25 protein-coding genes, 2 tRNA genes and 2 pseudogenes are annotated in these 23,717 nt (G+C 44.0%); 12 read left to right on the top strand and 17 right to left on the bottom strand.

From position 1 onward, the window contains the following. Positions 1-39 precede the first annotated feature (39 nt). A pseudogene (locus tag C0582_05155) lies at positions 40-135 on the top strand (peptidase). A 369-nt stretch (positions 136-504) separates the two neighbouring features. Here C0582_05155 and C0582_05150 read toward each other — a convergent pair. The 6 genes from C0582_05150 to C0582_05125 are packed head-to-tail and all read right to left on the bottom strand — an operon-like array spanning position 505 to position 3,419. Beyond that, on the bottom strand, positions 505-1,203 hold the full coding sequence (locus tag C0582_05150) for a heme transporter HemC (GenBank protein ID PLX29267.1): 699 nt from the start codon (positions 1,201-1,203) through the stop codon (positions 505-507). Next, on the bottom strand, positions 1,200-1,853 hold the full coding sequence (locus tag C0582_05145) for a hypothetical protein (protein ID PLX29266.1): 654 nt from the start codon (positions 1,851-1,853) through the stop codon (positions 1,200-1,202). Before C0582_05145 ends, C0582_05150 begins: the two co-directional genes overlap by 4 nt. A 4-nt stretch (positions 1,854-1,857) precedes the next feature. After that, complete coding sequence (locus C0582_05140) at positions 1,858-2,493, bottom strand: hypothetical protein (protein ID PLX29265.1); 636 nt, start codon at positions 2,491-2,493, stop codon at positions 1,858-1,860. Further along, entirely contained in the window at positions 2,453-2,629 is a 177-nt protein-coding gene (locus tag C0582_05135; protein ID PLX29264.1) for a DUF1674 domain-containing protein, read from the bottom strand. Before C0582_05135 ends, C0582_05140 begins: the two co-directional genes overlap by 41 nt. Further along, a complete protein-coding gene (locus tag C0582_05130) occupies positions 2,605-3,156 on the bottom strand; it encodes an ATP:cob(I)alamin adenosyltransferase (GenBank protein PLX29263.1) in 552 nt (183 codons plus the stop codon). The genes C0582_05135 and C0582_05130 overlap by 25 nt, the downstream gene beginning before the upstream one ends. A 2-nt stretch (positions 3,157-3,158) precedes the next feature. Beyond that, the gene (locus tag C0582_05125; protein PLX29262.1) at positions 3,159-3,419 is read right to left on the bottom strand and encodes a twin transmembrane helix small protein; all 261 of its coding nucleotides are present in this window, start codon (positions 3,417-3,419) and stop codon (positions 3,159-3,161) included. Between the two features lie 17 nt (positions 3,420-3,436). On the opposite strand from C0582_05125, the gene C0582_05120 reads away from it, so the two are divergent. Continuing rightward, entirely contained in the window at positions 3,437-5,332 is a 1,896-nt protein-coding gene (locus C0582_05120; GenBank protein PLX29261.1) for a hypothetical protein, read from the top strand. 62 nt (positions 5,333-5,394) lie between these two features. On the opposite strand, the gene C0582_05115 is transcribed toward C0582_05120, so the two are convergent. Next, complete coding sequence (locus tag C0582_05115; protein ID PLX29260.1) at positions 5,395-5,997, bottom strand: alkyl hydroperoxide reductase; 603 nt, start codon at positions 5,995-5,997, stop codon at positions 5,395-5,397. An 87-nt stretch (positions 5,998-6,084) separates the two neighbouring features. Beyond that, positions 6,085-7,326 (bottom strand): hypothetical protein, encoded by a 1,242-nt coding sequence (locus C0582_05110; protein ID PLX29259.1) that lies wholly within the window; start codon positions 7,324-7,326, stop codon positions 6,085-6,087. Positions 7,327-7,428: 102 nt separating this feature from the next. On the opposite strand from C0582_05110, the gene C0582_05105 reads away from it, so the two are divergent. From C0582_05105 to C0582_05095, 3 genes are read left to right on the top strand one after another with little or no spacing between them, the layout of a single operon-like run. Beyond that, entirely contained in the window at positions 7,429-7,596 is a 168-nt protein-coding gene (locus C0582_05105) for a hypothetical protein (GenBank protein ID PLX29258.1), read from the top strand. After that, entirely contained in the window at positions 7,548-8,177 is a 630-nt protein-coding gene (ubiE, locus tag C0582_05100; protein PLX29257.1) for a bifunctional demethylmenaquinone methyltransferase/2-methoxy-6-polyprenyl-1,4-benzoquinol methylase, read from the top strand. The genes C0582_05105 and ubiE overlap by 49 nt, the downstream gene beginning before the upstream one ends. A gap of 2 nt (positions 8,178-8,179) precedes the next feature. Next, positions 8,180-8,632, top strand: coding sequence for a dUTP diphosphatase (locus C0582_05095; GenBank protein ID PLX29424.1), 453 nt, complete (start codon positions 8,180-8,182; stop codon positions 8,630-8,632). Here C0582_05095 and miaA read toward each other — a convergent pair. Beyond that, positions 8,619-9,530, bottom strand: coding sequence for a tRNA (adenosine(37)-N6)-dimethylallyltransferase MiaA (miaA, locus tag C0582_05090; protein PLX29256.1), 912 nt, complete (start codon positions 9,528-9,530; stop codon positions 8,619-8,621). The two genes, C0582_05095 and miaA, sit on opposite strands and share 14 nt — an antisense overlap. Positions 9,531-9,701: 171 nt before the next feature. Here miaA and C0582_05085 point away from each other — a divergent pair, with 171 nt between their 5' ends. Further along, positions 9,702-11,414 (top strand): hypothetical protein, encoded by a 1,713-nt coding sequence (locus C0582_05085; GenBank protein ID PLX29255.1) that lies wholly within the window; start codon positions 9,702-9,704, stop codon positions 11,412-11,414. A gap of 84 nt (positions 11,415-11,498) precedes the next feature. Then, a tRNA-Gln gene (locus tag C0582_05080) sits at positions 11,499-11,573 on the top strand. 6 nt (positions 11,574-11,579) lie between these two features. Here C0582_05080 and C0582_05075 read toward each other — a convergent pair. The 4 genes from C0582_05075 to C0582_05060 are packed head-to-tail and all read right to left on the bottom strand — an operon-like array spanning position 11,580 to position 15,976. Continuing rightward, on the bottom strand, positions 11,580-12,191 hold the full coding sequence (locus tag C0582_05075) for a hypothetical protein (GenBank protein ID PLX29254.1): 612 nt from the start codon (positions 12,189-12,191) through the stop codon (positions 11,580-11,582). Next, positions 12,188-13,372 carry a hypothetical protein gene (locus C0582_05070; GenBank protein ID PLX29253.1) on the bottom strand — a complete coding sequence of 395 codons (1,185 nt, stop codon included), beginning with the start codon at positions 13,370-13,372 and terminating at the stop codon, positions 12,188-12,190. The genes C0582_05075 and C0582_05070 overlap by 4 nt, the downstream gene beginning before the upstream one ends. A gap of 1 nt (position 13,373) precedes the next feature. Next, entirely contained in the window at positions 13,374-14,435 is a 1,062-nt protein-coding gene (locus C0582_05065) for a hypothetical protein (protein ID PLX29252.1), read from the bottom strand. Further along, positions 14,432-15,976 (bottom strand): 2,3-bisphosphoglycerate-independent phosphoglycerate mutase, encoded by a 1,545-nt coding sequence (locus tag C0582_05060; GenBank protein ID PLX29251.1) that lies wholly within the window; start codon positions 15,974-15,976, stop codon positions 14,432-14,434. The genes C0582_05065 and C0582_05060 overlap by 4 nt, the downstream gene beginning before the upstream one ends. A 176-nt stretch (positions 15,977-16,152) precedes the next feature. Between C0582_05060 and C0582_05055 the strand changes: the two genes are divergently transcribed. The 5 genes from C0582_05055 to C0582_05035 all read left to right on the top strand — a co-directional run bounded on the left by C0582_05055 (position 16,153) and on the right by C0582_05035 (position 19,670). After that, on the top strand, positions 16,153-17,241 hold the full coding sequence (locus C0582_05055; protein PLX29250.1) for a hypothetical protein: 1,089 nt from the start codon (positions 16,153-16,155) through the stop codon (positions 17,239-17,241). 329 nt (positions 17,242-17,570) lie between these two features. Continuing rightward, entirely contained in the window at positions 17,571-18,083 is a 513-nt protein-coding gene (locus C0582_05050; GenBank protein PLX29249.1) for a hypothetical protein, read from the top strand. Between the two features lie 310 nt (positions 18,084-18,393). Next, positions 18,394-18,873, top strand: a complete 480-nt coding sequence (locus C0582_05045) for a hypothetical protein (GenBank protein PLX29248.1) — start codon at positions 18,394-18,396, stop codon at positions 18,871-18,873. Between the two features lie 109 nt (positions 18,874-18,982). Further along, positions 18,983-19,058 (top strand) — tRNA-Ala (locus C0582_05040). A gap of 9 nt (positions 19,059-19,067) precedes the next feature. Then, the gene (locus tag C0582_05035) at positions 19,068-19,670 is read left to right on the top strand and encodes a hypothetical protein (protein ID PLX29247.1); all 603 of its coding nucleotides are present in this window, start codon (positions 19,068-19,070) and stop codon (positions 19,668-19,670) included. Here the strand turns inward: C0582_05035 and C0582_05030 are convergent. The 4 genes and pseudogenes from C0582_05030 to coxB form a co-directional block, all read right to left on the bottom strand. Continuing rightward, positions 19,667-20,251 (bottom strand): cytochrome c oxidase assembly protein, encoded by a 585-nt coding sequence (locus tag C0582_05030; protein PLX29246.1) that lies wholly within the window; start codon positions 20,249-20,251, stop codon positions 19,667-19,669. The genes C0582_05035 and C0582_05030 overlap by 4 nt on opposite strands. 130 nt (positions 20,252-20,381) lie before the next feature. Next, the gene (locus C0582_05025; protein PLX29245.1) at positions 20,382-21,266 is read right to left on the bottom strand and encodes a protoheme IX farnesyltransferase; all 885 of its coding nucleotides are present in this window, start codon (positions 21,264-21,266) and stop codon (positions 20,382-20,384) included. Positions 21,267-21,272: 6 nt separating this feature from the next. Then, positions 21,273-22,844 (bottom strand): annotated as a pseudogene (ctaD, locus tag C0582_05020) (cytochrome c oxidase subunit I). Between the two features lie 16 nt (positions 22,845-22,860). Then, complete coding sequence (gene coxB / locus C0582_05015) at positions 22,861-23,646, bottom strand: cytochrome c oxidase subunit II (protein PLX29244.1); 786 nt, start codon at positions 23,644-23,646, stop codon at positions 22,861-22,863. Positions 23,647-23,717 lie beyond the last annotated feature (71 nt).

Here is a 23,717-nt window from a genome sequence, read left to right as displayed (position 1 = left end):
GGGTCAAGGTTTAAGATGTCTGTCTAGGCATCGCTGGAATCTTCATCATCAGCCATGTCATTGTCTTCAATTTCATCGTCGTCATCATCGTCTTCTAAGCCTTCCAGCATTAAGTCGTCGTCGTCATCTTCCGCGGTGTTTATACCTGCTTCCTCAGTGGGTATCTCCTCCTCAAAGGTACCATCGTCAAGAGAAGAAAGAACCTCATCAGACCCTTCTTCAGGGCTTTCTGCTACTTTTTTGGGCACAGAAACCTCTGCCGGGGGATTAGGATGAGAGTGATCAACAATGGTTTCTTGACCCTGACGAGAGGATTGCCACTTTGCAGCTAGGGCGCCCATAGATTCAAAGAGTGCGACTGATAAAAGACATATAAAAAGGGTCAATCTAGACATGAGGATCTCTTAGTTTTAACAGCTTTATAATACCGTAAGATGGTTAAAATCAGAAGAGAAAACAAACTTGAAAAGCCAATGATATAGCTTAGGGTCAGGCACCAGAAAGTCATACGTTTTTCCTTGATTGTTCAATAAGTTTTGTTTGGGCTGCGCACATCATGACAAAGACCGTGTAGCAGAACCAACCAAAAGAAATAATGATGAGTGGCACGTAAAAAGACCAGTGCATGGAAGGCGCTGAAAGCTTGCTGATGCTTGCAGGTTGATGAAGGGTTGACCACCAGTCCACGGACCATTTGATAATTGGCAGGTTCACCAAGCCCAATAGAGCCAGGGCGCTTGAAAACTTTGTGGCCTTTTCTTGATTCTGGAACGTGCTTGAGAGCAGAAGATAGGAAATATAGAGAAAAAACAGAATCAAAACAGACGTAAGCCTGGCATCCCAAACCCACCAGGTTCCCCAAGTGGGGAGGCCCCACAGACTGCCTGATATAAGGCAAACAAAGGTAAAAACACATCCAACCCGAGCGGCGCTCTGCGCCAAATACAGAGAAACCCAGGCTTTACTAGAAAGGTAGGACAGTGAAAAAAGACCCAGACAGGCATAACACATCAAAGCCATCCAGGCTGCAGGAACATGGATAAACATGATTTTTGCGATGGGGCCTTGCTGTGCATCGATGGGTGAGAAAAACAAGGCCCAAAAATACCCAATGTTAAGACAAAACATCATGGCTATCATGAGCCAGACCCATGAGCGATTACATAGATTTTGAAAGACCTTGGGCTGAAAAAAAGTGATCATGATACTTTTACGGAGAGCTTCAAACAATACATTACCATAGCACTGTAACAGGGGACAAAAAACAAAAATAGTCCCGCAAGTAATAGTAAAGGATTGTCTATCGTTAAATAAAGGGCGGCTTTATCCAGTAAAATAACTTGGCATAGAAAAATTGGAATCATCAAAGGAATGGAAATCAAAAACATGAGCCCTTTTTGCTGTTGTGACCCGTGTGTCAACAGGGAGGCGTTCAAGATCACAAAAGCATACAGGCAAAATAAAACAAGAAAATAACTGAAATCGGATAGGAATGGTTCTAAATTAAAAAGACCTGAAATCATGATATTACTCAGGGCAAGGGGTAAAATAACTAGAAGAAAGTAGGAGAAAAAACGCATTAACGTCAGGATATAAAAGTTCACGTTTTCAAGATGATGATGCATCAACAGACCTTGATCAATGTCCTCTTTAAAAACATGATCTGCTGTTAGAAATAAACCGATCAAAGACAACAACCAAAGCATGTTTTTTAAATGGGCGGGGGAGAGAGATGCTTCAACGCCTATCCAGTGAAGCAGTTGACAGAACAGCACAAATATTCCAACAGCTATAATGGCTAAGGAGGTGTTGTATTTCAGAAAAAGATATTCACGATAAAGATGCAACCTCATGACTTTATCCTTCGCACTCTAAAGAAATGATCTGAGGGGAGAGCGTTGGCATTGGTTCATGGCCGGTATAGATAATCATCCCCCCCTTTTTAATATGTCGCTTCATCACATCAGATAAAAAATTTCGATGCTGATTGTCTAGGTTATTCATGGGCTCATCCAAAAGCCAAATGGGCTTATGACTTGTCACTAACCTTGTTAGAGCCACCCGTTGACGTTGGCCGCTGGAGAGAGATCGGATGAATTGAGTGAGAAGGCCCTCAATATTAAACGGCTCTAAGCTGGTCTGCCATGAGGTGGGATTTTGATAGGGTAAATGCCACAGCTTTATTTGCTGTTTCACGGTGATATCTCTATTAAGCCCCTGGTTTGTGCAAAGGTAACACCTGTCAGAAGGGGCGTTTTTTGGGGAACGCCCGTTTATCGTCCCTGAGTAAACAGAAATTAGACCTGCCAGGGCTTTTAAGAGAGAAGATTTGCCAGCGCCATTGGCGCCGAGATGGATCAACGATCGATTCTTTGCTTTAAAACTTATGGGTTTTGAATAAAAAACAGGAGGGTGGGCCACAACCACTTTTTCTAAATCAAGGTGGAGGGAATCAAAAGTCAATGCAACGACCATTCTTAACCCAATCACCATAACGTGTGGGGTCTAACTCTTTTTCTTTAACAGGTGAAGACTTTTGACTTTTATTTGCCAATGATGATTGAACTTGGTGCTTTGGTGCCTTTTTTGAGTCCTTTTTAAACTCTATCGATTTTTGGCAGGTTCCCATAGAACTTCATTTTCTCCATAAGAATTTTCAGTGCGGGCTGCAACAAATAAATAGTCGGACAATCGATTCAAATACTGAACAACAGCGCTTGAGATCGCCTCTTTTTCAGCGACGCCGACAACCAATCGTTCTGCAGATCTGACACTTGTGCGGGCATGATGAAGATAGGCAGAAGCCTTTGTTCCCCCAGGCAGTATAAATGATTTTAACGGATTTAGTTTTTCATTCATGAGATCAATTTGATTTTCCAGCCACGTGGCTTGTTGATCTGAGACAGTCAGTTTATTTTCTGTTGAGGGAATGCAGAGATCAGCGCCCAAATCAAACAGATCATTTTGAATGCGGCGAATATCAGACAGAGGAATTACTTCAAGATATAAGGCAGCAACACCCAAAACAGAATTACACTCATCGACAGCGCCGATGGCTTGGATGCGTGCTGCACTTTTCGAAACACGGGTGCCATCGCCCAGCGATGTTTTTCCCTTGTCTCCCCCTTTTGTATAAATGCGTGTGAGTTGAACCATACTTATCCTCTTTGTAAAATGACCAGGGCGAGGAGAGCAAGGCTTATACCTTGCAAAAATACCCGCCAGCACATGAGCTTTGTACCATATTTTTTATTCACGTGACCACCTTTAAGCATAATAAAAATCCCACTTGCTAAGACGATGAGCGTCAAAGATAAGGAAATAAGTAGGATGATCTCAACAAAATTCAAAGACATGAAAACATTGTAGCTAAAAAAAAGCTTTTTGAGCAAGATAATAAAAAACTTCAAATTCAACACGGTATTGAGTATCTTGAATGAAAAAATATATGGCTCCTTCTTTTTTTAGAAATTTATTTGTTGTTTTTTTAGATGTCGTTTTTGCATATGCGGCCTTTTATTTTACCGTTTATGCCATTGAGTGGGAGGTATTAGATCGTTTTCTGACATCCCCGAAAACCGCTGGGTTTTGGGCTGTTAATACTATCTATCTGGCGCTCTGTATTATAAACTTTGCCGTTTTTCGAACGTTTCAGCCGTCATGGCGCTACACCTCCTTTAGTGATTTATTGTCGATTGCCTATGTGGCTGTTTGCACAAACTTGAGCTTCTTGCTAAGTCTGTTCCTTTTGCGGCATGTATATCATATTGGCCTCCCGCTCAGGGTGACAACGCTGATCATTGCGACCTTTATATTTTTGACTTTTTTAACCTTCCCCCGCGTGCTCTATCGATATTTCATGTTTGAGCGCAAGAAAGCGGCTGGTCAAACCCAGGTGATTTTATTTGGGAACCTAACCAGTATCGACCTTTTTCTGCGCTATAACAAAACCCGTGAAAATCCTTTTAAGGTTGATTATGCCGTCGTCACGGAGAAAAAAGAAAAACATAGCGCCCAAAAAATTCATGGTGTGCGCGTTCTCACCTTTTCAAAGTTTATGAGCTGGCATGGTGAGCGGACCTACCGAGAAGGTACTTTGTTTATTGTGGTTGATGCGCGCCTGTTTGGAGCAACATTAGAACAAATTTTTGACGCGGCAAAAAGCCATGATCTTGAAACACTTCGGGTTGCTGATTTGAATCCTTTGCAAACCAACCAGCTAACGCTGAAGCCAGTTGCGATTGAGGATTTGCTCAGCCGTGAACGGGTGGAGCTGACCAATGAGCTGCCTGCAACATTGATCCATGACAAAACGATTCTGATCACGGGGGCAGGGGGGAGCATTGGCAGTGAAATCGTTACCCAAATTATGAAATTTGGTCCGAAAAGGGCGCTGATTTTGGATCAATCTGAGTATTTTTTATATGAAATCGATCAGCAGCTTCGACAAAATCGATGTGCCAATGAATGGATACCGCTGATGGCGGATGTTTCTGATCAGGACGCCATGCGGTTAATTTTTAAAAAATATCGCCCCCACGTTATTTTTCATGCAGCCGCTATGAAGCATGTGCCTTTATCGGAGGTCAACCCCAAAGCAGCTTTTGAAAACAACGTGATTGGGACATGGAACGTTGCCAAACTGGCAATGGACTTTCAGGCTGAATCAATGATTTTGATTTCAACCGACAAGGCCGTCAATCCTTCGAACACCATGGGACTTACCAAAAGAATAGCGGAAATCATCTGTCAGGCGTGTGATCTGAGCCAATCTAAAACACGTTTTGCGGCCGTTCGTTTTGGGAATGTTTTAGGATCGCGAGGGTCTGTGATACCCTTGTTCCAGTCACAAATCGCCCGCGGAGGACCCGTCACGGTTACCGATAAAGACATGACAAGATTCTTTATGACCATCCAAGAAGCGGTTTCTTTGGTTTTGCAGGCCGGGGCGCTGGGCACGTTAAAAGAAACGTATCAAGGGGGCGTCTTTGTTCTTGATATGGGGGAACCTGTCCGTGTGGTTAAAATGGCAGAAAAGCTCATCGAGCTATCTGGGTATAAACCCTACACGCAGATCCCGATTGTTTTTACCGGTATGCGCGCGGGGGAAAAATTGAATGAAGAACTGCATTATAAAGATGAAAAATGCCAGTTTAATGTGATTGATGGTGTTCATTTCATTGATGGCTCAAAGGCAAAAGAAATGGTGCCTTACAAAGATGTTGACGCTTTTGTGAAACAGGTGAAGGAGCTTTTCGAGGATGAAGACGCGCTTGTAAGATCTGGATATCAGTTTATCGTGCAGCCACATGCTTCAGGCCATAAAAATTAAGGCCATAAAAAAAAGAGGGGGAAATCCCCCCTCCTGAGTTGTTCTGAAAGCCTGTTATATATTTACAAGCGTGAAGCGTTCTTCGATAGATACGAAGAAACACCAGCGGCTGTGGGGGTCATACCTTCTTCACCGGTGCGCCAGTTGGCAGGGCAAACTTCGCCGTTCTCTTGATGGAAGTTCAAGGCATCAACCATACGAAGTGCTTCATCAACGTTGCGGCCCAGAGGAAGATCATTGACAACTTGGTGGCGTACAACAAAATCTTCATCAATTAAGAAAGACCCTCTGAGAGAGACGGAGTCATTGATGAGAACGTCATAGTCTCTGGCAATAGATTTCGTTAGATCAGCAAAAAGGGGAAAGCTGATTTGCCCAATCCCGCCTTTTTCAACGGGCGTGTTCCGCCACGCGAGATGGGTGAATTGTGAATCAACGCTGATGCCAACTAGCTTGGCTCCGCGTTTCTTGAAGTCTTCATGGCGATTGTGAAATGCTAGAATTTCTGACGGACAGACAAACGTAAAATCGAGCGGATAAAAGAAAAGAAATCCTTTTTCGCCGTTTAAATATGTTTTGAGATCAAAATTTTCGATAATGGCATTATCAGGCATGACAGCTGTTGCTTTGAAATTAGGCGCCTCTTGGCCAACAAGTACACTCATATCTTTTCCTTTGTTATTGGGTTCTTTATCTTTAGTTGATTCTTAATTTTAAAAAAACCTTAAAATAAAAAAGGATTTGGTTTTTTACTAATTTAGAACCATTCGTAGAAAGGTAAGGACAAAAACCGCCACAATGATCCAGCGTGGATAGGGCCAATTAAACAGTTTTTGTCCAAGGGACAGGAGCGTCATCATAATGATGCCAGGGTAAAGAAAGGTGAGAATTGGGGAGAGGTATTGAGCGATGCCGTTAAATTTGAGCGTTGAAATAAAAAAAGTTATGGTGAGAATCAAGACATTGGTTGCCCCCTTAGATATTTTTGAGCGAAATAGGACTTTCTGATAATAGTCGCTTACCACCGATGTGAGAACAATAGCCGTTGTAATGCACGCCAGACCCACGGCGGTTGCAACCATAGGCCCGGCAATATGACCCAGGGTTTTTTGAGCAATGTAAGCCAGGCGTGACTCGACTGGAACAATTGCTAATTCTTGACTGTAGGCAGCGCCCAGATAAATGAGAAAGGCATAGATCACAGCTAGGAAGACGGCCCCCAATGTGAGCGAGGCTACGATGAGTTGTACGCGCGATGTTGCGGAGATTTTTTTATGGCTGAGCTTTGCCTTGAGATAAGAGACGACCGTTGCAGAAAAAAAGAAAGCGGCAAACAAATCCATCATTTGATATCCATCATGCATCCCGGTCAAAAAAGCCTTTTGCGTCTCTGGGTTGAGCGGCACTTTAGGGGCTGCGGAGATCCCTGAATAAATAATCATTCCCAGTGAAAATAGCAGGATCGGGGTTAACGCGCTGCCAAGAAGGGGAACGATTTTTCCTTTGTCAAAAGACAGGATATAGATGATGAAGCAACTGAAAAGACTAAATTGCCAGATGGAAGTATCGGGCGATACCAGAAGAAAGCTTCCATGAGCAACTGTAATGCACCGCGGCATAACAGCAAAAGGGCCCATCAGTGATAATATAACAAGGGGCATGACGATGCCGAATCGACGATCAAAATTTTTGAAAAAGTTTTGATAAGATCCTTGGAATAAAAACGTCACAATCAAACCGAAGAATGGTAATATGATACCGGTTATTGTGAGTCCGAGAATGCCGTACACATAGGCGCTGCCTGTTTTTTGACCAATTGCCAGAGGAAAAATAAGATTGCCTGAGCCAAAGAACATACAAAACATGGCAAAGGCAGAAGATAGGACTAAGGCACTGAATCCAATTATTTTTTTGAATGTGTAAAGCGAATGCACTGTCATAGAAATTAGGTTTAAAACATCAACCCTAGGATGTAAAACTAAAAAAATACTCATTTTATTTTAAATTGTATAAAAACAGATGGGCGCACAGACAATTTTGACATTTAAAATTTTTATTATACGGTCAACTGGGCGGGTTGTTAGAAAGGGCACCACATGACACAAACTCCCTTTGGTTTTCAAAAAGTGACCCCTGAAGAAAAAAGAGAGGGTGTTCAAAAGATTTTTTCCGATGTTTCTGATCTATATGATCTGATGAACGACTTAATGAGTGGATTTCAACACCGTCTTTGGAAAAATCATTTGTTGCTGACTTTCCGCTAAAGCCTGGTCTGAAGCATCTGGATGTGGCTGCTGGAACGGGTGATATTACAGCCGCCCTTGTACGTCGACTGGAAAAGAACAACCTTGATTATCAGATTGTTGCAACTGATTTAAATGAAGAGATGCTCAAAAAGGGCCAGGATCAGCTGTTTAATCAAGGCCTCTTTAAAAATATTGACTGGATACACGCCAATGCAGAGCGTTTGCCCTTTGAATCAGATGCTTTTGATTCGTATTCCATTGCCTTTGGCATTCGAAATGTGTCTGATGTTCAGGCCGCTTTGAAAGAAAGTTATCGGTGTTTGGGGCCCGGCGGCTCTTTTCATTGCTTGGAATTCAGCCAACCCAAAAGCCAGGTGATTAAAAGGATCTATGATGGCTATGCTTTTGGGTTGTTGCCCCTGATGGGAAAATGGGTTGCCAAAAATGAGGCGGCTTATCAATATTTAGCCGAGAGCATTGAAACATTTATGGCGCCAGAGACATTTTGCCAGCTTTTAGAAGAGGCAAACTATCAGTCTATATCTGTTAAAAATTACGCATGTGGTGTGGTGCGTGCGTATCATGCATGGAAGGAGTAATGATGATGGTAGATATTAAAATGGAACGATTGGTTCATGCGGGAGATAACCCGATTCCTTTTTACGCCACTGCTGGAAGCGCTGGAGCTGATGTTTGTGCAGCTTTGGATGGAAAGTCAGTTGTGGTTGCAGCAGGCGCCCGCGTGCTGATCCCCACGGGCTTAAAGGCTCTTATTCCTGATGGCTATGAAATTCAAATTCGGCCGAGATCGGGTCTGGCTTTTAAGCATGGCATTACGGTTTTAAACAGCCCCGCAACCATTGATGCTGATTATCGTGGCGAAATCAAGGTTCTGTTAATCAATCATTGTGAGGCGGCTTTTGTAGTAGAGCATGGAATGCGCATCGCCCAATTTGTTGTTGCGCCTGTTACACGCGCCTCATTTCAACAAACAGACAGCATTGCAGAAGGCACAGAGCGCGGCACGGGTGGATTTGGCTCTACGGGCATGTGATTTTTTGAACCACCTCTTTGACATCAGCTAGATCCCACGCTGTATCGATGACTTTATCGACAGCAATTTTATGGCGAAACCACGTGCGTTGTCTTTTGGCGTATTGGCAGGTGCGAATGTAAATTCTTTCTTGGGCATCTGCGAGCGTCCCTTTGCCGTCTAGATAGTCTGAAAGCTCCTTGACGCCGATAATTTTTTGGGCGCTGGTGCCAAGGTTTGGGTATTTTCTTTTCAGGGCTTCTATCTCATCTAAAGCGCCCTCTTCCATCATTTGGCCAAGACGACTCTTGATTTTTTGTCGCAACGCATCTGCGGGCGGATTGAGTAAAACAACATAAACTTCAGTAAGAGGAGGTGGCTTGGGCTGAGTTTCTGGCGGCGCTGTTTCTTGCTTTTCAGCCAGATAAATTTCATAGGCGCGCAAAAGACGTTGATGATTGTTGGGGTGTACAGAAAAATTTGGTGCAGCTTTTTGAAGGCGTTGATGGATGACATCATGTCCCAGCTGCTTTGCATCCTGATGGGCTTTGTTGCGGATTTCTGCACTGGAAGGCCCAACATCCAGACCTTTGGTTAGGGCGCTGAGATAAAGGCCTGTGCCGCCAACAAAGGTAAGAGGTGTAAGTGGCTTTGTATTTTCAAGGGTGTGGACATCATCCAAATACTGACCAACGCTGTAGGAGTGATCGGGTGGAATGAACGTGTACAGAGCGTGCGGCGTTTGCTTTAGATCTTTCAACTGGGGCTGGGCCGATAAAATTGGCACATCTTGATAAACCTGACAACTGTCGGCATTCACAATGGTGCCCCCCGCCCGGCTTTGTACTGCTTTTGCAAAGCCTGATTTGCCAGAGGCGGTTGGGCCGACCACTAAAATATTTTTCATGTTGATAGTCATGTTCCCTCTTTATAAGGCCTGAGTGGCAACCAAACCAAGAGAAAATATGGGTGATTCCCTCTTTTAATATAAAGGGGATACCGCGGATAAGGAATTTTTAAATGGTTTTTTAATTTTTCATGAGTATTAACAACCTTGAAATCTTTAAAAAACATTAATATATCCTTTTAAATGTTATATAGAACTATTATGAAACATCTTCTTCTTTTCTTTATTTTTTCTTTGTCAGTAGAGGCAGTGGTTTTTCCAGTTGGAAAGCATGAAGATCTCTCGGATGATCAGCAACAGTGCCTGCTGCAGCCATTTTTTCAGAAAAAATGGTGTGTTGATGGAACAAATTATCCTTTATCACCCGTTGATACTCAAGTTGCTACCATGGCTCAAGGGAGCATTATCTCTTTTGTAGAGGCGTATAAAAGAACATTTATAAACCCGCGCTCAATAAAAACGGCAAAAGATCCAAACAATGATCTTATGGTGGCTTTTCAAAACGCTACAGCAAGCTATCATGGAGCAACTTTATATATCGCCTCTAGTGTGACAACTCTCTATACTCAGAGCCGCATAGGCGCAGTATTAGAAAGCGGGTTTTTAAAAAAACTGTCTGAACAGAATTATGCAGACTCATTCAAGCAATTCCAACGGATGACGTTGAGCGTTCTTTCTTACCTCCATTACCAGGATAAAGCTCAAGTGACCTATCCATATGGGACGCTTCAAAATATTAAGGGCATGAGTGATCGCTTAACACTGCACTATTTTTGGAACGCTCAGGGGCCAGTTCCTTTTTTCTCCAGAGCCAAAAACTCACATGCGCATGAACTTATTAAGCTTCCCTATGGTGAAATGAAAGCAGGTGTTCCACGAACGTTTATTATTAACCCTGAAGGAGAAGTCGTTGCAGCCAAAGGTATTTACTTAAGAGAGGATAAGCGAGGAATTGAAGTCAGTGCTTATAATGGCCTGAGTGATTCAATGAATCCCCTCAAAAATCTTAACTCAAAGTCTTCTGTGGACCTTGAAGGTGTGCAGATTGAGGATCCTTCTTTCACCGGTTATATTGGTGAGTCGGGGGCATCATTGACTCAACTTATTTTGGAGCACCACCGAGATTATGCACGATTCAAAACAATTTTAGGGGGTGAAAATAGTAATCTTATTCCTCTGCCAACCCAGCAAGAATTGGAATTAATGTATTTGGATTGGCTGGATGAGATTATTGAGAACCCAGATGCAAAAGGCAATCAGACAGCTTACCAAGTTCTTTTGGGCATTGTGAGAGAGTTACCTGCTCTTGAAGCTGCAGAAGAAGGGGAGGAAAATCCTGCTGCAGCGCTGGTAAGAATGCGAGATGAAGTGAAGCAGTCTCTCTTAGATCAAATTATGCAAGCAGACCCGCAAAAGGATATGGCACAAAAAAATGCGGCAGCGCGGGCGCAACTTACGAAACAAACGAAAAAACAACAGAGTCGTAAGAAGCATACACAAAGACAAAAGACGCAATCTTCATCATCTGCGGCGGGATCAGCTGCCACAGGCGCCGCTGCAGCAGCGGCTCTTGTAGACCTTGAGCGTTCACTCGAGGACCTTAGGAAAAAATCCCGTTTAAAGTTCAGCAGTTTAGGAAAGATTTTAAACCAGCAAGCCCGACAGATGGGGAGAAGCGGCTCTCATTTTATGCAATATGTGCGCCATAAACTTACCAGACGCGGCAGTCATTTAACGGTGGGGGATCAGACAATTGCGCAGCCGCATGGATCTAAAGATTCAAAAGTCCCGGCGCGTTTTATTGAAACTTTTGTTGAAGGCGTTGTTCAGCAATTCTACAATCAAGGAGAACGTCAAGAGACAGCCAGCGCTGCAGGCGTTGCTAGTGTTCAATAAAGCCAGAGAAAGGTTGACTAAGTAATGCGCGCAAAAAGACACTTGCTTTTTTTGGGCAGGGTCATTATGTTTTGGATATTAAATTGGGGTGTAGCCAAGCGGTAAGGCAGCGGTTTTTGATACCGTCATGCGCAGGTTCGAATCCTGCCACCCCAGCCATTCCTTCTATGTTTTTCTTTCTAAAAAAACCCGGTTCTGTCCTGTTTCAATCAGCGCTATCCCAAGCTCATCCCGCACTTTTTTGCGCAAACGATAGAGATGGGTCTCTAAGGTATGCGTTTCCATGTCTGACTTGTATCCCCAAACTTTGTACAGCAAGTCAGCCTTTAAAAGCCCTTTTGGATCGGGGTGTTGAAAAAGAATCAAAAGAATATGCGCTTCCTTTTCGGTGAGGATTGCCTTCTTATTGGACGCTGTGCAGAGCAGTATGCGCTTTTCATAGGCTAATTGAATGGAGCCATGTGTTAAGCAGATCCTCGCTGCTTTTTTGAGTAGGATTTTCAACTCTTGAATGCGAAAAGGGATTTTCAATGGATATATTTTTACAGACTTTTGGTTGGAAGAGAGAGAGTCTTGTTGGGTAATCAGAATGACGGTGGATCCTGGCGGCGGGAAAGAGCTTGAAGACAAAGACCCTTCATCCTTCATGAGAAAGATCGCCGCGGTCTTTTCTGGGTGCTGATCCAGGGGCATAAAGCGATAGGCAATGGGCAACATGAGCTTTTGAAAGCGATCCAACAGTGAGCGAGAGGTGATATTTGTATAAATAGTAATCATGCTACGGTTGGTTTTTGAGGGTGGTTGATCGCCGATATTTGGCTCTTTTTTGAGGTTTCGTCAGGGTTGTTTGTTTGAAGAGGATGACCCGTGTTGAGGAGAGTCAATGCTTTCTCCAGCACTGAATCGTTGGAGGTTTCTGGAGAAAGTGGCACATCTGGTTTGATGCCCTGTTGATCAATGGAGGTGCCGTTGGGCGTTAGATAATGATGGGTTGTAAGCTGGAGTAGCCAGTCTTGATGGATGCGAATCAATGATTGGATGGAGGCTTTGCCAAAAGTTTGATTGCCTACAATTAACGCCCGTTTATGATCTTTGAAACAGCCAACGACAATTTCTGATGTGGAGGCCGTTTCACCATCCACTAAGATGATGATTTTGAGGTTTGGAAAAAGAAGCCCACCCCCGCTCAGATATTTTTTAATGTTTGAAGTGCCACGTTCTTGAACTTGGGTGATGACTTTGTTTTCAATAAAGAGGTTACATAACGTAAGTCCGGATTCAATTAGGCCGCCGCCATTTCCTCGCAGATCAATAATCAAGCCTTTCGCTTTTTTTTCATCAATCTGTTTGATGCGTTCATGAAGCTTTGCCGTAAAATTTTTAGAAAGAAAAGAAGGGATTGTTAGAATGGCAACATCCTTCATATAGGTCAGCTTTGGTTCACTGAGGGGTATTTTTTCTTTTTTCAAGGTGTAATCAAACGTATCGTTATGCCTTTGTAAGGAGAATTTAACACCCTGAGGATGATCCGCTTGAACGTGCTGCATCACTTGTTTCAGGGTTAACCCAGTTGTTTGTACGTTGTTGATGGCCAGAATGATATCACCGGCTTCAATCCCGGCTTTTTCAGCTGGTGAATGGCTTAACACCCTATCAATGATAAAATGTGGGGATTTTTTCTGAATAAAAACGCCAATACCTTTAAACTCGCCCCGAAGTTGCTGATGGAGATCTGCTTGCTCATGCATGTCAATAAGCTTTCCGTGGGCATCCAATGATTGAGCAAGTGAATCGATTGACCGTTCAACCAAGCTTTTCTGGCTGAGCGTGGGGTGGTATTTCTGGATGTGTTCTAAGGCCTTTAAATAGCGTGTTAAGGTTTCTGCTTCAGACAAGTTAGCAACAAGGTTGAACGACCAGAAGAAAGTGCAGATGATGATATAGAGATGGCTTTTCATCTTAGTGAACGCCTTCAATCCACTTCATGGGATTGAGTGTTTGATCGTTCTTGCGCAGCTCAAGATAAAGGTGTGCTGTTGGCCCAGCGGGCATATTGCCGAGGGGCTCCCCTGTGTCAACGGTTTGGCCTGCATCGGCAGATAAAGTTCCCAGACCAGCAAGTATGGTGAAATATCCTTGCCGTTGGTGTCTGATAATAATCATATTTTGATATTGGCGGAATGGACCTGCGAAAACAATTTGACCTGTGGTGGGAGCAATCACCCAAGCACCTGGGCGTGTGTTAAAGAGAACGCCAAGACCATCTAGATTCTCTGGGGAAACCTCCCCAAATTTTTTAATAATAGATCCCTGCACAGGGAGAATTTCATAGCGACCGGTGGTGTCTGGGCTAATGGTAGTCAGGGTTTGATGCTGCTGTTTGTTGGAAATTTTGCCGACCAAGTCTCGAATGTTTTTCGCTTTTTGTGCCATCCTTTTGACCTGCTCAGCAATTTTTCGACGTTTCTCAAGCTCTTTGTGAAGAAGAGATCGCCGCTGCGTTAAAAGCTTTTTCATTTTCTGGGATTGTTTTTGTAAGACAAGGTGGTTTTGCTCCAGCTTGGTCTTTTCTGTGTCCATTTCTTGGCGAAGAGACGTACAATTTCCAAGCTCATGCTGTAAGACTAAATTGTTTTGATGGGCCCATTTCATGAGTGACCGCATCAGAATAATGCCCCGGATCAATTCATCAGGAGAAATGGATGCCTGCAGAAGATTATCTGGCCCATGCCGTGAGAGGCGGCCAATGGCGCTGATCAGCTCTTGCATTTGTTCATGCATCTTCTTGAGTGTGGCTGTTTTGAGGCGCCTGATTTTATCAAGTTCAGACAGTTTCGTTTCATTTTGGCTGAGCTGTCTTTCCGTTAACCGGTTTTGTTTTGACAGCTCCACCAGCTGTTGATTGATTTTTTTATAGGAAGCATCTGTTTTGATGGCTTGATTCAGGGTTGGAATGACCTCGGCCTGGAGAGGGGGGGATGTTAAATATAGGGAGAGGAGAAGAAATAACGGTCTTTTCATGAATTGCCCGGCGTTAAAAGGGATTGACCATCCCAGTGAGATGGCTTTTTGATATTGAGTAAGTCTAAAATAGTTGGGGCAATATCTGCAAGGCCTGCCGGCAAATCATGAAAGGTTCGATCAGCACCGATCAAAACCGCTGGAACCGGCGAGCACGTATGAGCTGTATGAGGCTTGCCATTTTTTTCACTGAGCATTTGTTCAATATTGCCATGATCTGCCGTGATGAGAAGTTTCCCCCTTGCTGTAAGAACGCTGGCTTCTATCTTGTTGAGACAAGTATCAAGAACCTCAACGGCTTTGATGGACGCTTGAAGATTGCCGGTGTGCCCGACCATATCAGCATTGGCATAGTTGACGACGATTAAATCATACCGCTGACTTTCGATGGCTTTGCACAGGTGGTCTGTTAGCTCTAAGGCCGCCATTTCTGGCTTTTCATCGTAAGTGGCAACTTTAGGGGTGGGGATGACCAAGCGCTCTTCCCCGACAAATGGGTCTTCTCGACCGCCATTAAAAAAGTAGGTAACATGAGCATATTTTTCTGTTTCGGCAAGGCGGTATTGTGTCATCTGCTGCTCTTCCAGTACTTCACCAAGGGTTTGCTGGAGCATCTGGGAGGGGAAAAGGGCGGTGATAAGAGGGGTTAGCCAACTGGCATATTCCGTCATGCCATAAAAGCGGTGATCAAAAACTGTTTGCACGCGCTTAAAATCTTTGAAGTCTTCAGCCGTAAGGGCGGTGAGAAGTTGACGGACCCGATCCGCCCTAAAATTAGCCATGAGGAAGGCATCATGAGCCCCAACGCCGGGGTAGTTTTGATTTACATGAGGGGGGATGAATTCGTCAGTGATGCCCTGTTGATACAGGTGATCAATCATTGTCAGCGGATCTTGAAAAATAGGTCCCTGTGCACTAACGATGGCGTTATATGCTTTTTCAGTGCGCTGCCAGTTTTGATCACGGTCCATGGCATCATAGCGTCCACTGATGGTGGCGATGTCAACATTCGGCTTTTGGTGACAGAAGTGGATCAATTCTTGGAGAAATATTTTGGCACTGGCGGGAGGGGTATCTCTGCCATCCAGGAAGGCATGAAGGTATACCGGGATACCGTTTTTATGCAGTTCTCCCATCAGCGCTTTAATATGATTAATGTGACTGTGAACACCGCCGTTGGAAACAAGGCCCATGATATGGCAGGCCCCTCCTGTTTTTTTGAGCGTTGAGATCAAGTCCTGCAGAGCGGGATTCAGGGGGAGCGTGCCATCATCGATGGTTTTGCTGATGCGCGGCAAGTCTTGAAACATGATTTGACCTGAGCCAATGGTCATATGCCCCACTTCTGAATTGCCCATCTGACCTTCAGGTAGGCCCACGGCTGGACCACTAGCACCCAGCGTTCTGAAGGGATATGTTGATTTGATTCGATTCCAAGTTGGGGTATGGGCGGAGGATATGGCATTGTCTGGAGCTGCAGTTGCTTCGCCCCAACCATCAAGAATGCATAAGACAATCGGATTTTGAGCCATGGGTGCCATTTGTTTTTTTTAGTAACTATAGCGTAACTGCATCAATATCCAAAGTCCTTAGATTTAGGGGGTAACACGATATTTTTTTAAAAATATCCCATAAATTAACTGAAAAGTAGGAGGCGATCCGCCATACTTTTAACATGCCGAGGGGCATTAACCATCTAACATGAATGAGGCAAATAATGACAAAATTTAATTTAAAATATTTTCTTTTTTTACCGGTGCTTTTATTAGCATTTGGGGGGCGGGCTGACTTAACAGATGCGATGAAAGGCGTCGATAGTGATCTTATTGGCGCAGCCGTACCGAGACAGGCGAAGAGTGTGGTGACGGCGGTTCAAAACACGCATGCAGAAGATTCTGAAGCACAGGTTCCTGCTTTGGCTTTGTTGAACACTGAAGAGCCAATAGCATCAGCTGCAAAGGTTAAAAGAGATTGTTGCGGCCAGTGCTGGTTTGATTTTAAGCGGTTTTTTAAAAAAGGGGTTTCGGCGACCGAGTATTTCCTTGATCGATTGGAAGAGCTGTATCCTACCATGCGAGGGCATGCTGAAAATGCCATGATGTGGTCGCAGGATATTGCGGCGATGTTTGGTAATGAGAAATTGGCTAAACAGCTTGAAAAGATTAGTAAAGCAGGCGGTGAATACGCTGATAAAGCCAGGAAGTGGCTGCAGGTGGCTGAGAACAGCACAGTTTTGTTAAAGCAAATGTCGACAGTGATGAATGGATTTGATTTTGTTGATGGAAAGGCCTTTTATGCTGATTTAAGGGGGCTGTTGCCAACAGTAATCGCCTATGCATCGGATGCTAGAAATGGGTCATTTGTTTTTGGTGATGAAGCTAATCATTTTGCCTTTTATGCTAAGAGGGAATTGACAGACCCCACTTTGCAACTAACTTTTGATATGCAGATCCTTAATCTTTTGAAAACGGATTATGAAAATAAAACTGAACATGATTGGATTGGCTTCCAGGGGAATGACCTGGATGTGTATCGTGGCTGGGTTGCTGAGATGAACAAAGCCCAAGTAGGCGTGGGCGCTAAATTGAAGCATACTCTTACGTCATTGGTAGATGTTTTTGCTAAGGTTGCCAGAGTAACGCTTGACCCAGAGACGGGGGCTATTTCCTTTGGATCAGCCAGTGTTGATGCTAAAGGTGAGTCTATCTTGACGATTCGGTTTCCTGGCTTTGACAAAAACTGGACGCCTGGGAATGCGCCTGAGGTGGTAGCTGTAGCAGAAGAGCCAGCTGTGAACCAGTGGTAGAAGAGGCTGTAGTAGAAGAGGTTGTAGTAGAGCCAGCTGTAGTAGAAGAGCCTGCTGAGGGTGATCAACAGCACGATCAAGCGACAGAACCAACTGAAGATGAAGTGGCTGTTTAAGCGCTCAATCCTTAAATGCACTTTTTGAAGAAAGCCCCGATTTTGGGGCTTTTTTTGTTAGTGAGAGCCGGTATTTTTATTTTTAATCGTCCTTGCGCAGGAGCGCCTTGGCTGTGGCAGCTTCTCTAGATCCTCATGTCGCGCTGCTCCTCCGGGTGACATGATTCATTTTGTATTGGACTTATGCTAAATTATTCAAAGAAAGAGAAAATTATGAAGTGGATGCTGTGGATTGCGCTGATGGTTTGGGATGGTGTGCTGGCAAAGGGCTATCAAGAGCTGTCAGTCCAAGGGCTGGAATATGAATATCCTGTACCACCCTCTCTTAGGGAGGCTGTCCTTGAAGAGTTTGATGCCTTGAAAGACGGTCATGGCCAGATGGTTTTGGATGATTCCCGGGTTACTGATGACCAGAAGCAGACCGTTCTTAATGTTCTGCCATACATTTTTTCGGATCAATGGCGAATAGAAGCTATTCACACTTATGGATTTCCGCTTCCTGGACAACAAAGTTTTTTGGTGGGGCTCTTACGAATGGCTCGCGTGATGGACTTGAAGAAACACATTGATAGTTTAAATCTTCTTTTTCATCAAAAATTTTCTCCTGTCTATGGACTGGACAGCCATACCGATTTTGAGCTTTATCGATATATTTTTTTTCACAATCATATTATCCTGAACATGGAAGGAAAGCACCACCTTCAGCGGCGGTTGAGGGCTTTTTAAAAATTTCTTGTTATTGAGGCTGGGCCAATCGATTTTCAGGATTTTCAGAGTATTATCTTTAATGTTAATTGGCTATCACACTATGTTTATTGGGATCAATTTAGACAACAAATGGCACTGCTTAATCCATCATCACTCAAGGAGGCAAGCCAAATGTTGTGGCGCCTTCGAAGGCGTATAACATGATGTTTGCTCTCTTAATGAGTCGGCATTTTCCCCTTGAAATTTTAAATCGACTTTATTAAATTATTATTAAGCTACGTGCTTCGGGCGTGGTGAAATAACAATTATTGCTTTAAGGAGAATAATAATGACTTCATTTGATTTAAAACCCCTTTTTCACTCTACCATTGGCTTTGACAGGCTGGCTGACATGTTTGATCCAGGAACATTGCAAGCCCAAGACAAACCCACAGGATATCCCCCCTACAACATTGCAAAAATTGGTGAAAACCAGTATGAAATTGTGATGGCAGTTGCTGGGTTTACCAAAGACCAAATCCAACTGACTTTGCATGATAATACCCTTAAGGTCGAAGCAGCGACAACAAATACGGCTGAAGATAAAATTGAATACCTGCACAAAGGCATCGCCATGCGGGGGTTTGAGAAAAGTTTTCAACTTGCAGACTTTATTAAAGTTAAGGATGTGATTCTTCGTAATGGGTTGCTAACCGTTTCTCTGCAGCGGGAAGTTCCAGAAGAGCGCAAGCCGCGCACCATCGCCATTTCAGAAGACGTTTCTAGCGATGTGGCGCCTGCTTCAGCAGAAAATCAGCTTAAGAAATAGCAGCTATAATGATAACGATATCGCACATCTCAGGTGATTTTCTTGGGGTGTGCGATAATTTAATTGCACCAAGATAAAATCATGCTATTTTGTGACTAACCTTTGAGATGGGGCCATAGCTCAGTTGGGAGAGCGCTACAATGGCATTGTAGAGGTCAGCGGTTCGAGCCCGCTTGGCTCCACCAATAAAATCAATGATTGAAAAACTCAAGAAAAGTATCAAAAAAACCTCGCTGAAAGGCCATCTTTTGATCGCCACCCCCCATGTTGCGGATGATGTTTTTGGCAGTTCGGTCATTTTCGTGTGTAGCCACGATGATGAGGGCGCCCTTGGTTTGATGATCAATCGGCCGCTAGAGACAGTGACTTTCATGGAGTTAATGGCTCAGTTGGATTTGAAAAGTGCCCCTAGTTTTGCTGATAAACGGCTCTATTTTGGGGGGCCAATGGATGTCAATCGGGGGTTTATTTTGCATGAACCTTTGATGAAAACAGCACCCAAAGTGAAAGAAACAACAATCACGTCAGATATTGCGCTGTCATCCAGCATTGATTATTTTAAATTAGCGCAAAACGCGCCAGAGTCCATTTCAGCTGATAAAATGATTGTTGCCATTGGGTATGCTGGATGGTCTGAAGGTCAATTGGAAAATGAAATTAAGGCAGGTGATTGGCTTTCGATCCCGGCTGAAAGCAATCTAATTTTTAATACCCCTGCGCAAAACCTCTGGCGACAAGCCTATCAAAACTTAAATATTGAACCCTACCAGGTGAGTGAGCGCGTTAGCTACGCTTAGGTTGGAGCTGGCATCAGGCGATGGGTTTGAACCCCTTTGACATGTTGTGAAGGTATGCCTTTAAACTTGAAGAAAGTGTAGGAAAGGGTGATGGTTTCAACATCATTCATAGATGGGTCTTCGGTAATCTCAGGATCAATGTAAAATAGCAGCGGCATATCAACGGATTGATGAGGTTCAAGACGTTGTTCTAGAAAACAAAAACATTCCACTTTATTAAAATACCCACCCGCTTTATCGGGCGTTACATTGTAGGTGGCCATCCCCACCACAGGTTGATCACTGGTGTTGACGACATGATAAACGGCAAACGCGCTTTCACCCGCACGAATGGAAATTTCTTTTTGCAAAGGTTGAAATTTCCAGGGCAAACTTCCATTGACAGTGCCCGTAAAACGGATGATAAAGCGCCGGTTTTTTATTTCTTTGGCAAAAGTTGTGGCAACTTGGGTGGTGCCGCCATAACCAGTTTGTTGACAAAAAATCCGATAGAGGGGAACCGCTGCAAACGACAGGCCAATCATGGCTAACACAAGACTTAATAAAAGGATGAGCGTTTTTGTGTTTTGTCTTTGATTCACGACTTTAGTTTGAGGAGCGTTGCCACATAAATCAGAGCTATGAAGAACCCAATGATAGCCCCAATAAATATATTCTTGGATCGTTGTTGGGGTGAATTTTTACGCATCTATATTCCTTGGAAATCTATTTTTAAGTAAACCACAAGAAGGAGATGCATGGCAAATAAGTATAAAATACTATACTTAACAGGGACATGGGAGAGATCTTTTCCGCCTTAAGCTGATGAGACATGTGAATCAATTTCACGGCTAAATACAAAGCCATCGCGCTTAGGATCCATTCCTGGGGCGCAAGCACATAAGGTAAAACCCCAAAGATCGCCGTTATCCATGAATAAAGATAAATTTGATTTTTTGTGTGCGGGATACCATGGGTACTGGGGAGCATGGGGATGTTTGCCCTTTGATAATCTGCTTTAAACTGAATAGCCAGCGCCCAAAAATGGGGCAAGGTCCATAAAAAAATCAACCCAAATAAATAAAGCGGGATCCAGGAAACCTGTTCAGTGATGCAAAACCAACCAATGACAGGCGGAAGAGCTCCAGAGATGCCGCCCCAAACAATGTTATAGGGAGTGTTTGGCTTTAAAATAAGGGTATAAAAATAGCCATAAAACAGGATGGTTAAGCCAAGTAAAAAGGCGGGCATATACCCAATTAAAAGCGCCATCAGAAAAACAGCACTGATTGAAAGAAGCATCCCCAACATAAATGCTTCATTTGCAGAAACAAGGCCTGCGGGGATGGGTCTTTCCTGCGTTCGTTTCATCATCGTGTCGATGTGAGGTTCAAGACTCATGTTTAGGGCAGCCGCGCCGCCGGCGCCCATGGCAATGAGAATGAGAGCAATGCCATTGAGAGATGAGAGGCCTGCATGGGAAGCAGCCACCATGCCAATCAGGGCGGTGAAAATAGACAAAACCATCACCCGTGGTTTCAGAAGGTGCCAATAAGATTTAAAAAGATCTTGATCTAAGGCAGATGTGTTTATTTTTGGGGGTGTCAAAGGAGTCATCTGTGCTTATTTTATGTCGGGTTGGTGATCAAAGCTATGGTATGGCGGCGGTGAAGAGACGGTCCACTCTAGAGTGTCAGCGCCAGGTCCCCATGGATTGGCCGGGCATTTCTTGCCGCGGCATAAAGTGTAAATCATCACAAAAATAAAAAACAGGGCCGCGCTGAAAGAGAGGCAAGCCCCAAGACTTGAAACGTAATTCCATCCTTTGAAGGCATCGGGATAATCAGCCACGCGTCTGGGCATGCCGGAGAGCCCTAGAAAATGCATGGGGAAAAACACAAGGTTAACGCCAATGAAGGTGAGCTAAAAGTGTATCTTTCCCAGGATCTCTGGATATTGTCGGCCAGACATTTTACCAATCCAATAGTAAATGCCTGCAAAAATAGCAAACAATGATCCCATCGACAGAACATAATGAAAGTGGGCAACGACATAATAGGTGTCGTGAAGCGCGATATCGAGTGAACTGTTGGCGAGAATAACCCCGGTTAGTCCCCCGATGGTGAACAGCACTAGAAAGCCAATGGCAAAGAGCATCGGTGTTTTGAAAGAGATGGATCCACCCCACATGGTGGCGATCCAGCTGAAAATTTTAACGCCAGTGGGAACAGCAATGATCATGGTTGCGGCTGTGAAGTAGGCATTGACGTCGACACTCATGCCTACAGTGAACATGTGGTGTGCCCAGACAAGGAGGCCAACCGCACCAATCCCTACACTGGCATACACCATGCCCAAATAGCCAAAGACGGGCTTTCTGGAAAAAGTGGCAATGACATGGCTGATGATCCCAAAACCTGGAAGGATCATGATGTAAACTTCAGGATGACCAAAAAACCAGAATAAATGTTGAAAGAGAACAGGATCACCGCCACCTGCAGGATCAAAAAAGGAGGTGGCAAACCCTCGATCTGTTAACAGCATGGTAATGGCCCCGGCCAAGACGGGCACAGAAATGATTAATAGAAAAGAGGTGATGAGCATGGCCCAGATAAACAACGGCATTTTGTGGAGAGTCATTTTTGGGGTGCGCATGTTGAGAATGGTTACAACAAAATTGATGGCTCCTAGAATAGAGGAAGCCCCTGCAATATGAAGGCCGACCAGCATAAAATCTGTGGCAGCGCTGCTGTGACCAAAGGATTTACCGCTCAAAGGGGGATAAAATGTCCAGCCAGTGCCGGCCCCGCCTTGAGCAAAAAAGGCGCCAAACATCATGAGAAGCGCAGGGATTAGTAGCCAAAAACTGATGTTGTTAAGGCGGGGAAAAGCCATGTCCGGCGCGCCAATCATCAGTGGTACAAACCAATTGCCAAAGCCGCCAATTAAAGCTGGCATCACCATAAAAAAGATCATCAACAGCCCGTGCAGAGTAATAACAACATTATAAAATTGATAGTTGTCTGGAGAGATGAAACCATTCCCGGGTGACATGAGTTGTATGCGGATCATCATCGATAAGATGCCACCTAAGAGACCGGCAAAAATCGCAAAGATAATGTAGAGCGTGCCGATATCTTTGTGATTGGTTGAACAGAGCCAACGCGTCAAACCTTTGGGATGTGTGCTAGACATGGTTTATTCCTTGCATTTATTCATATTTTTTACGGGCCTCAGTGATCCAAGCATCAAATTCTTTTTCAGAAACGACATGTACTTCAATGGGCATCATGCCATGTTGAGGGCCACATAGCTCGGAACATTGACCATAGTAAATACCAGGCTTGGTGGCCATGAACCAGGTTTCATTAATGCGCCCTGGCACGCAATCTTTTTTAACGCCCATCGCTGGTAGGGCCCAACTATGAATGACATCATTGGCAGTTGTCAAAACACGAATCTTTTTGCCAACAGGCACATAAACAGGATTGTCAACGGAGAGGAGGCGGAGATGATGCGGCTTTAAATCTTTATCGGGAATCATGTAGCTGTCAAAACTAAAATTACCATGATCAGGATATTCATAGGTCCAGTACCATTGTTTGCCGATGGCTTTGATGGTCATGTCTGCTTTGGGCGCTGCATCCATGTAATAGAGAAGTTTGAAAGAGGGATACGCCATAAACAGCAGAATCACCACAGGGATGGCTGTCCACACAACTTCTAGCAGGGTGTTATGTGACCAGGTTTCTGGTGTGGGGTTTTTACTGGCTCGGTATCGCCAGGAGACCCAGCCAATAAGGAAAATAACAAACCCACCAATGCAACCAGTGATGATTAACATAAGGTTATGGAACGACGTCAGTTGCTCCATAACAGGACTTGCCGCCGGTTGAAATCCTATTTGCCAATCTTTAGGGGCATCACACAGGGTTTCTTGCAGAGGGAAAAACAAGGCCAGGCACAAAAAAAACTTGCGATTAACGGTATTTAACATTTTAACTTCACTATCAATTAAGATATTATCAAATTTCTAACTATACAACTAGTTAAAGCCCAAATATTTGA

It is taken from the genome of Alphaproteobacteria bacterium (genome assembly GCA_002869105.1).
Lineage (GTDB): Bacteria > Pseudomonadota > Alphaproteobacteria > UBA7879 > UBA7879 > UBA7879.
The sequence above is the reverse complement of the archived record's forward strand: the minus strand, read 5'-3'. Positions and strand labels throughout refer to the sequence as shown.

Excerpts from the sequence above, each read along its gene's own strand:
- C0582_05150 (PLX29267.1), bottom strand. The coding sequence starts at position 1,203 with ATGATCACTTTTTTTCAGCCCAAGGTCTTTCAAAATCTATGTAATCGC.
- C0582_05145 (PLX29266.1), bottom strand. The coding sequence starts at position 1,853 with ATGAGGTTGCATCTTTATCGTGAATATCTTTTTCTGAAATACAACACC.
- C0582_05140 (PLX29265.1), bottom strand. The coding sequence starts at position 2,493 with ATGGTGATTGGGTTAAGAATGGTCGTTGCATTGACTTTTGATTCCCTC.
- C0582_05135 (PLX29264.1), bottom strand. The coding sequence starts at position 2,629 with ATGGGAACCTGCCAAAAATCGATAGAGTTTAAAAAGGACTCAAAAAAG.
- C0582_05130 (PLX29263.1), bottom strand. The coding sequence starts at position 3,156 with ATGGTTCAACTCACACGCATTTATACAAAAGGGGGAGACAAGGGAAAA.
- C0582_05120 (PLX29261.1), top strand. The coding sequence starts at position 3,437 with ATGAAAAAATATATGGCTCCTTCTTTTTTTAGAAATTTATTTGTTGTT.
- C0582_05115 (PLX29260.1), bottom strand. The coding sequence starts at position 5,997 with ATGAGTGTACTTGTTGGCCAAGAGGCGCCTAATTTCAAAGCAACAGCT.
- C0582_05110 (PLX29259.1), bottom strand. The coding sequence starts at position 7,326 with ATGAGTATTTTTTTAGTTTTACATCCTAGGGTTGATGTTTTAAACCTA.
- C0582_05105 (PLX29258.1), top strand. The coding sequence starts at position 7,429 with ATGACACAAACTCCCTTTGGTTTTCAAAAAGTGACCCCTGAAGAAAAA.
- C0582_05095 (PLX29424.1), top strand. The coding sequence starts at position 8,180 with ATGATGGTAGATATTAAAATGGAACGATTGGTTCATGCGGGAGATAAC.
- miaA (PLX29256.1), bottom strand. The coding sequence starts at position 9,530 with ATGACTATCAACATGAAAAATATTTTAGTGGTCGGCCCAACCGCCTCT.
- C0582_05085 (PLX29255.1), top strand. The coding sequence starts at position 9,702 with ATGTTATATAGAACTATTATGAAACATCTTCTTCTTTTCTTTATTTTT.
- C0582_05075 (PLX29254.1), bottom strand. The coding sequence starts at position 12,191 with ATGATTACTATTTATACAAATATCACCTCTCGCTCACTGTTGGATCGC.
- C0582_05070 (PLX29253.1), bottom strand. The coding sequence starts at position 13,372 with ATGAAAAGCCATCTCTATATCATCATCTGCACTTTCTTCTGGTCGTTC.
- C0582_05065 (PLX29252.1), bottom strand. The coding sequence starts at position 14,435 with ATGAAAAGACCGTTATTTCTTCTCCTCTCCCTATATTTAACATCCCCC.
- C0582_05060 (PLX29251.1), bottom strand. The coding sequence starts at position 15,976 with ATGGCACCCATGGCTCAAAATCCGATTGTCTTATGCATTCTTGATGGT.
- C0582_05055 (PLX29250.1), top strand. The coding sequence starts at position 16,153 with ATGACAAAATTTAATTTAAAATATTTTCTTTTTTTACCGGTGCTTTTA.
- C0582_05050 (PLX29249.1), top strand. The coding sequence starts at position 17,571 with ATGAAGTGGATGCTGTGGATTGCGCTGATGGTTTGGGATGGTGTGCTG.
- C0582_05045 (PLX29248.1), top strand. The coding sequence starts at position 18,394 with ATGACTTCATTTGATTTAAAACCCCTTTTTCACTCTACCATTGGCTTT.
- C0582_05035 (PLX29247.1), top strand. The coding sequence starts at position 19,068 with ATGATTGAAAAACTCAAGAAAAGTATCAAAAAAACCTCGCTGAAAGGC.
- C0582_05025 (PLX29245.1), bottom strand. The coding sequence starts at position 21,266 with ATGACTCCTTTGACACCCCCAAAAATAAACACATCTGCCTTAGATCAA.
- coxB (PLX29244.1), bottom strand. The coding sequence starts at position 23,646 with ATGTTAAATACCGTTAATCGCAAGTTTTTTTTGTGCCTGGCCTTGTTT.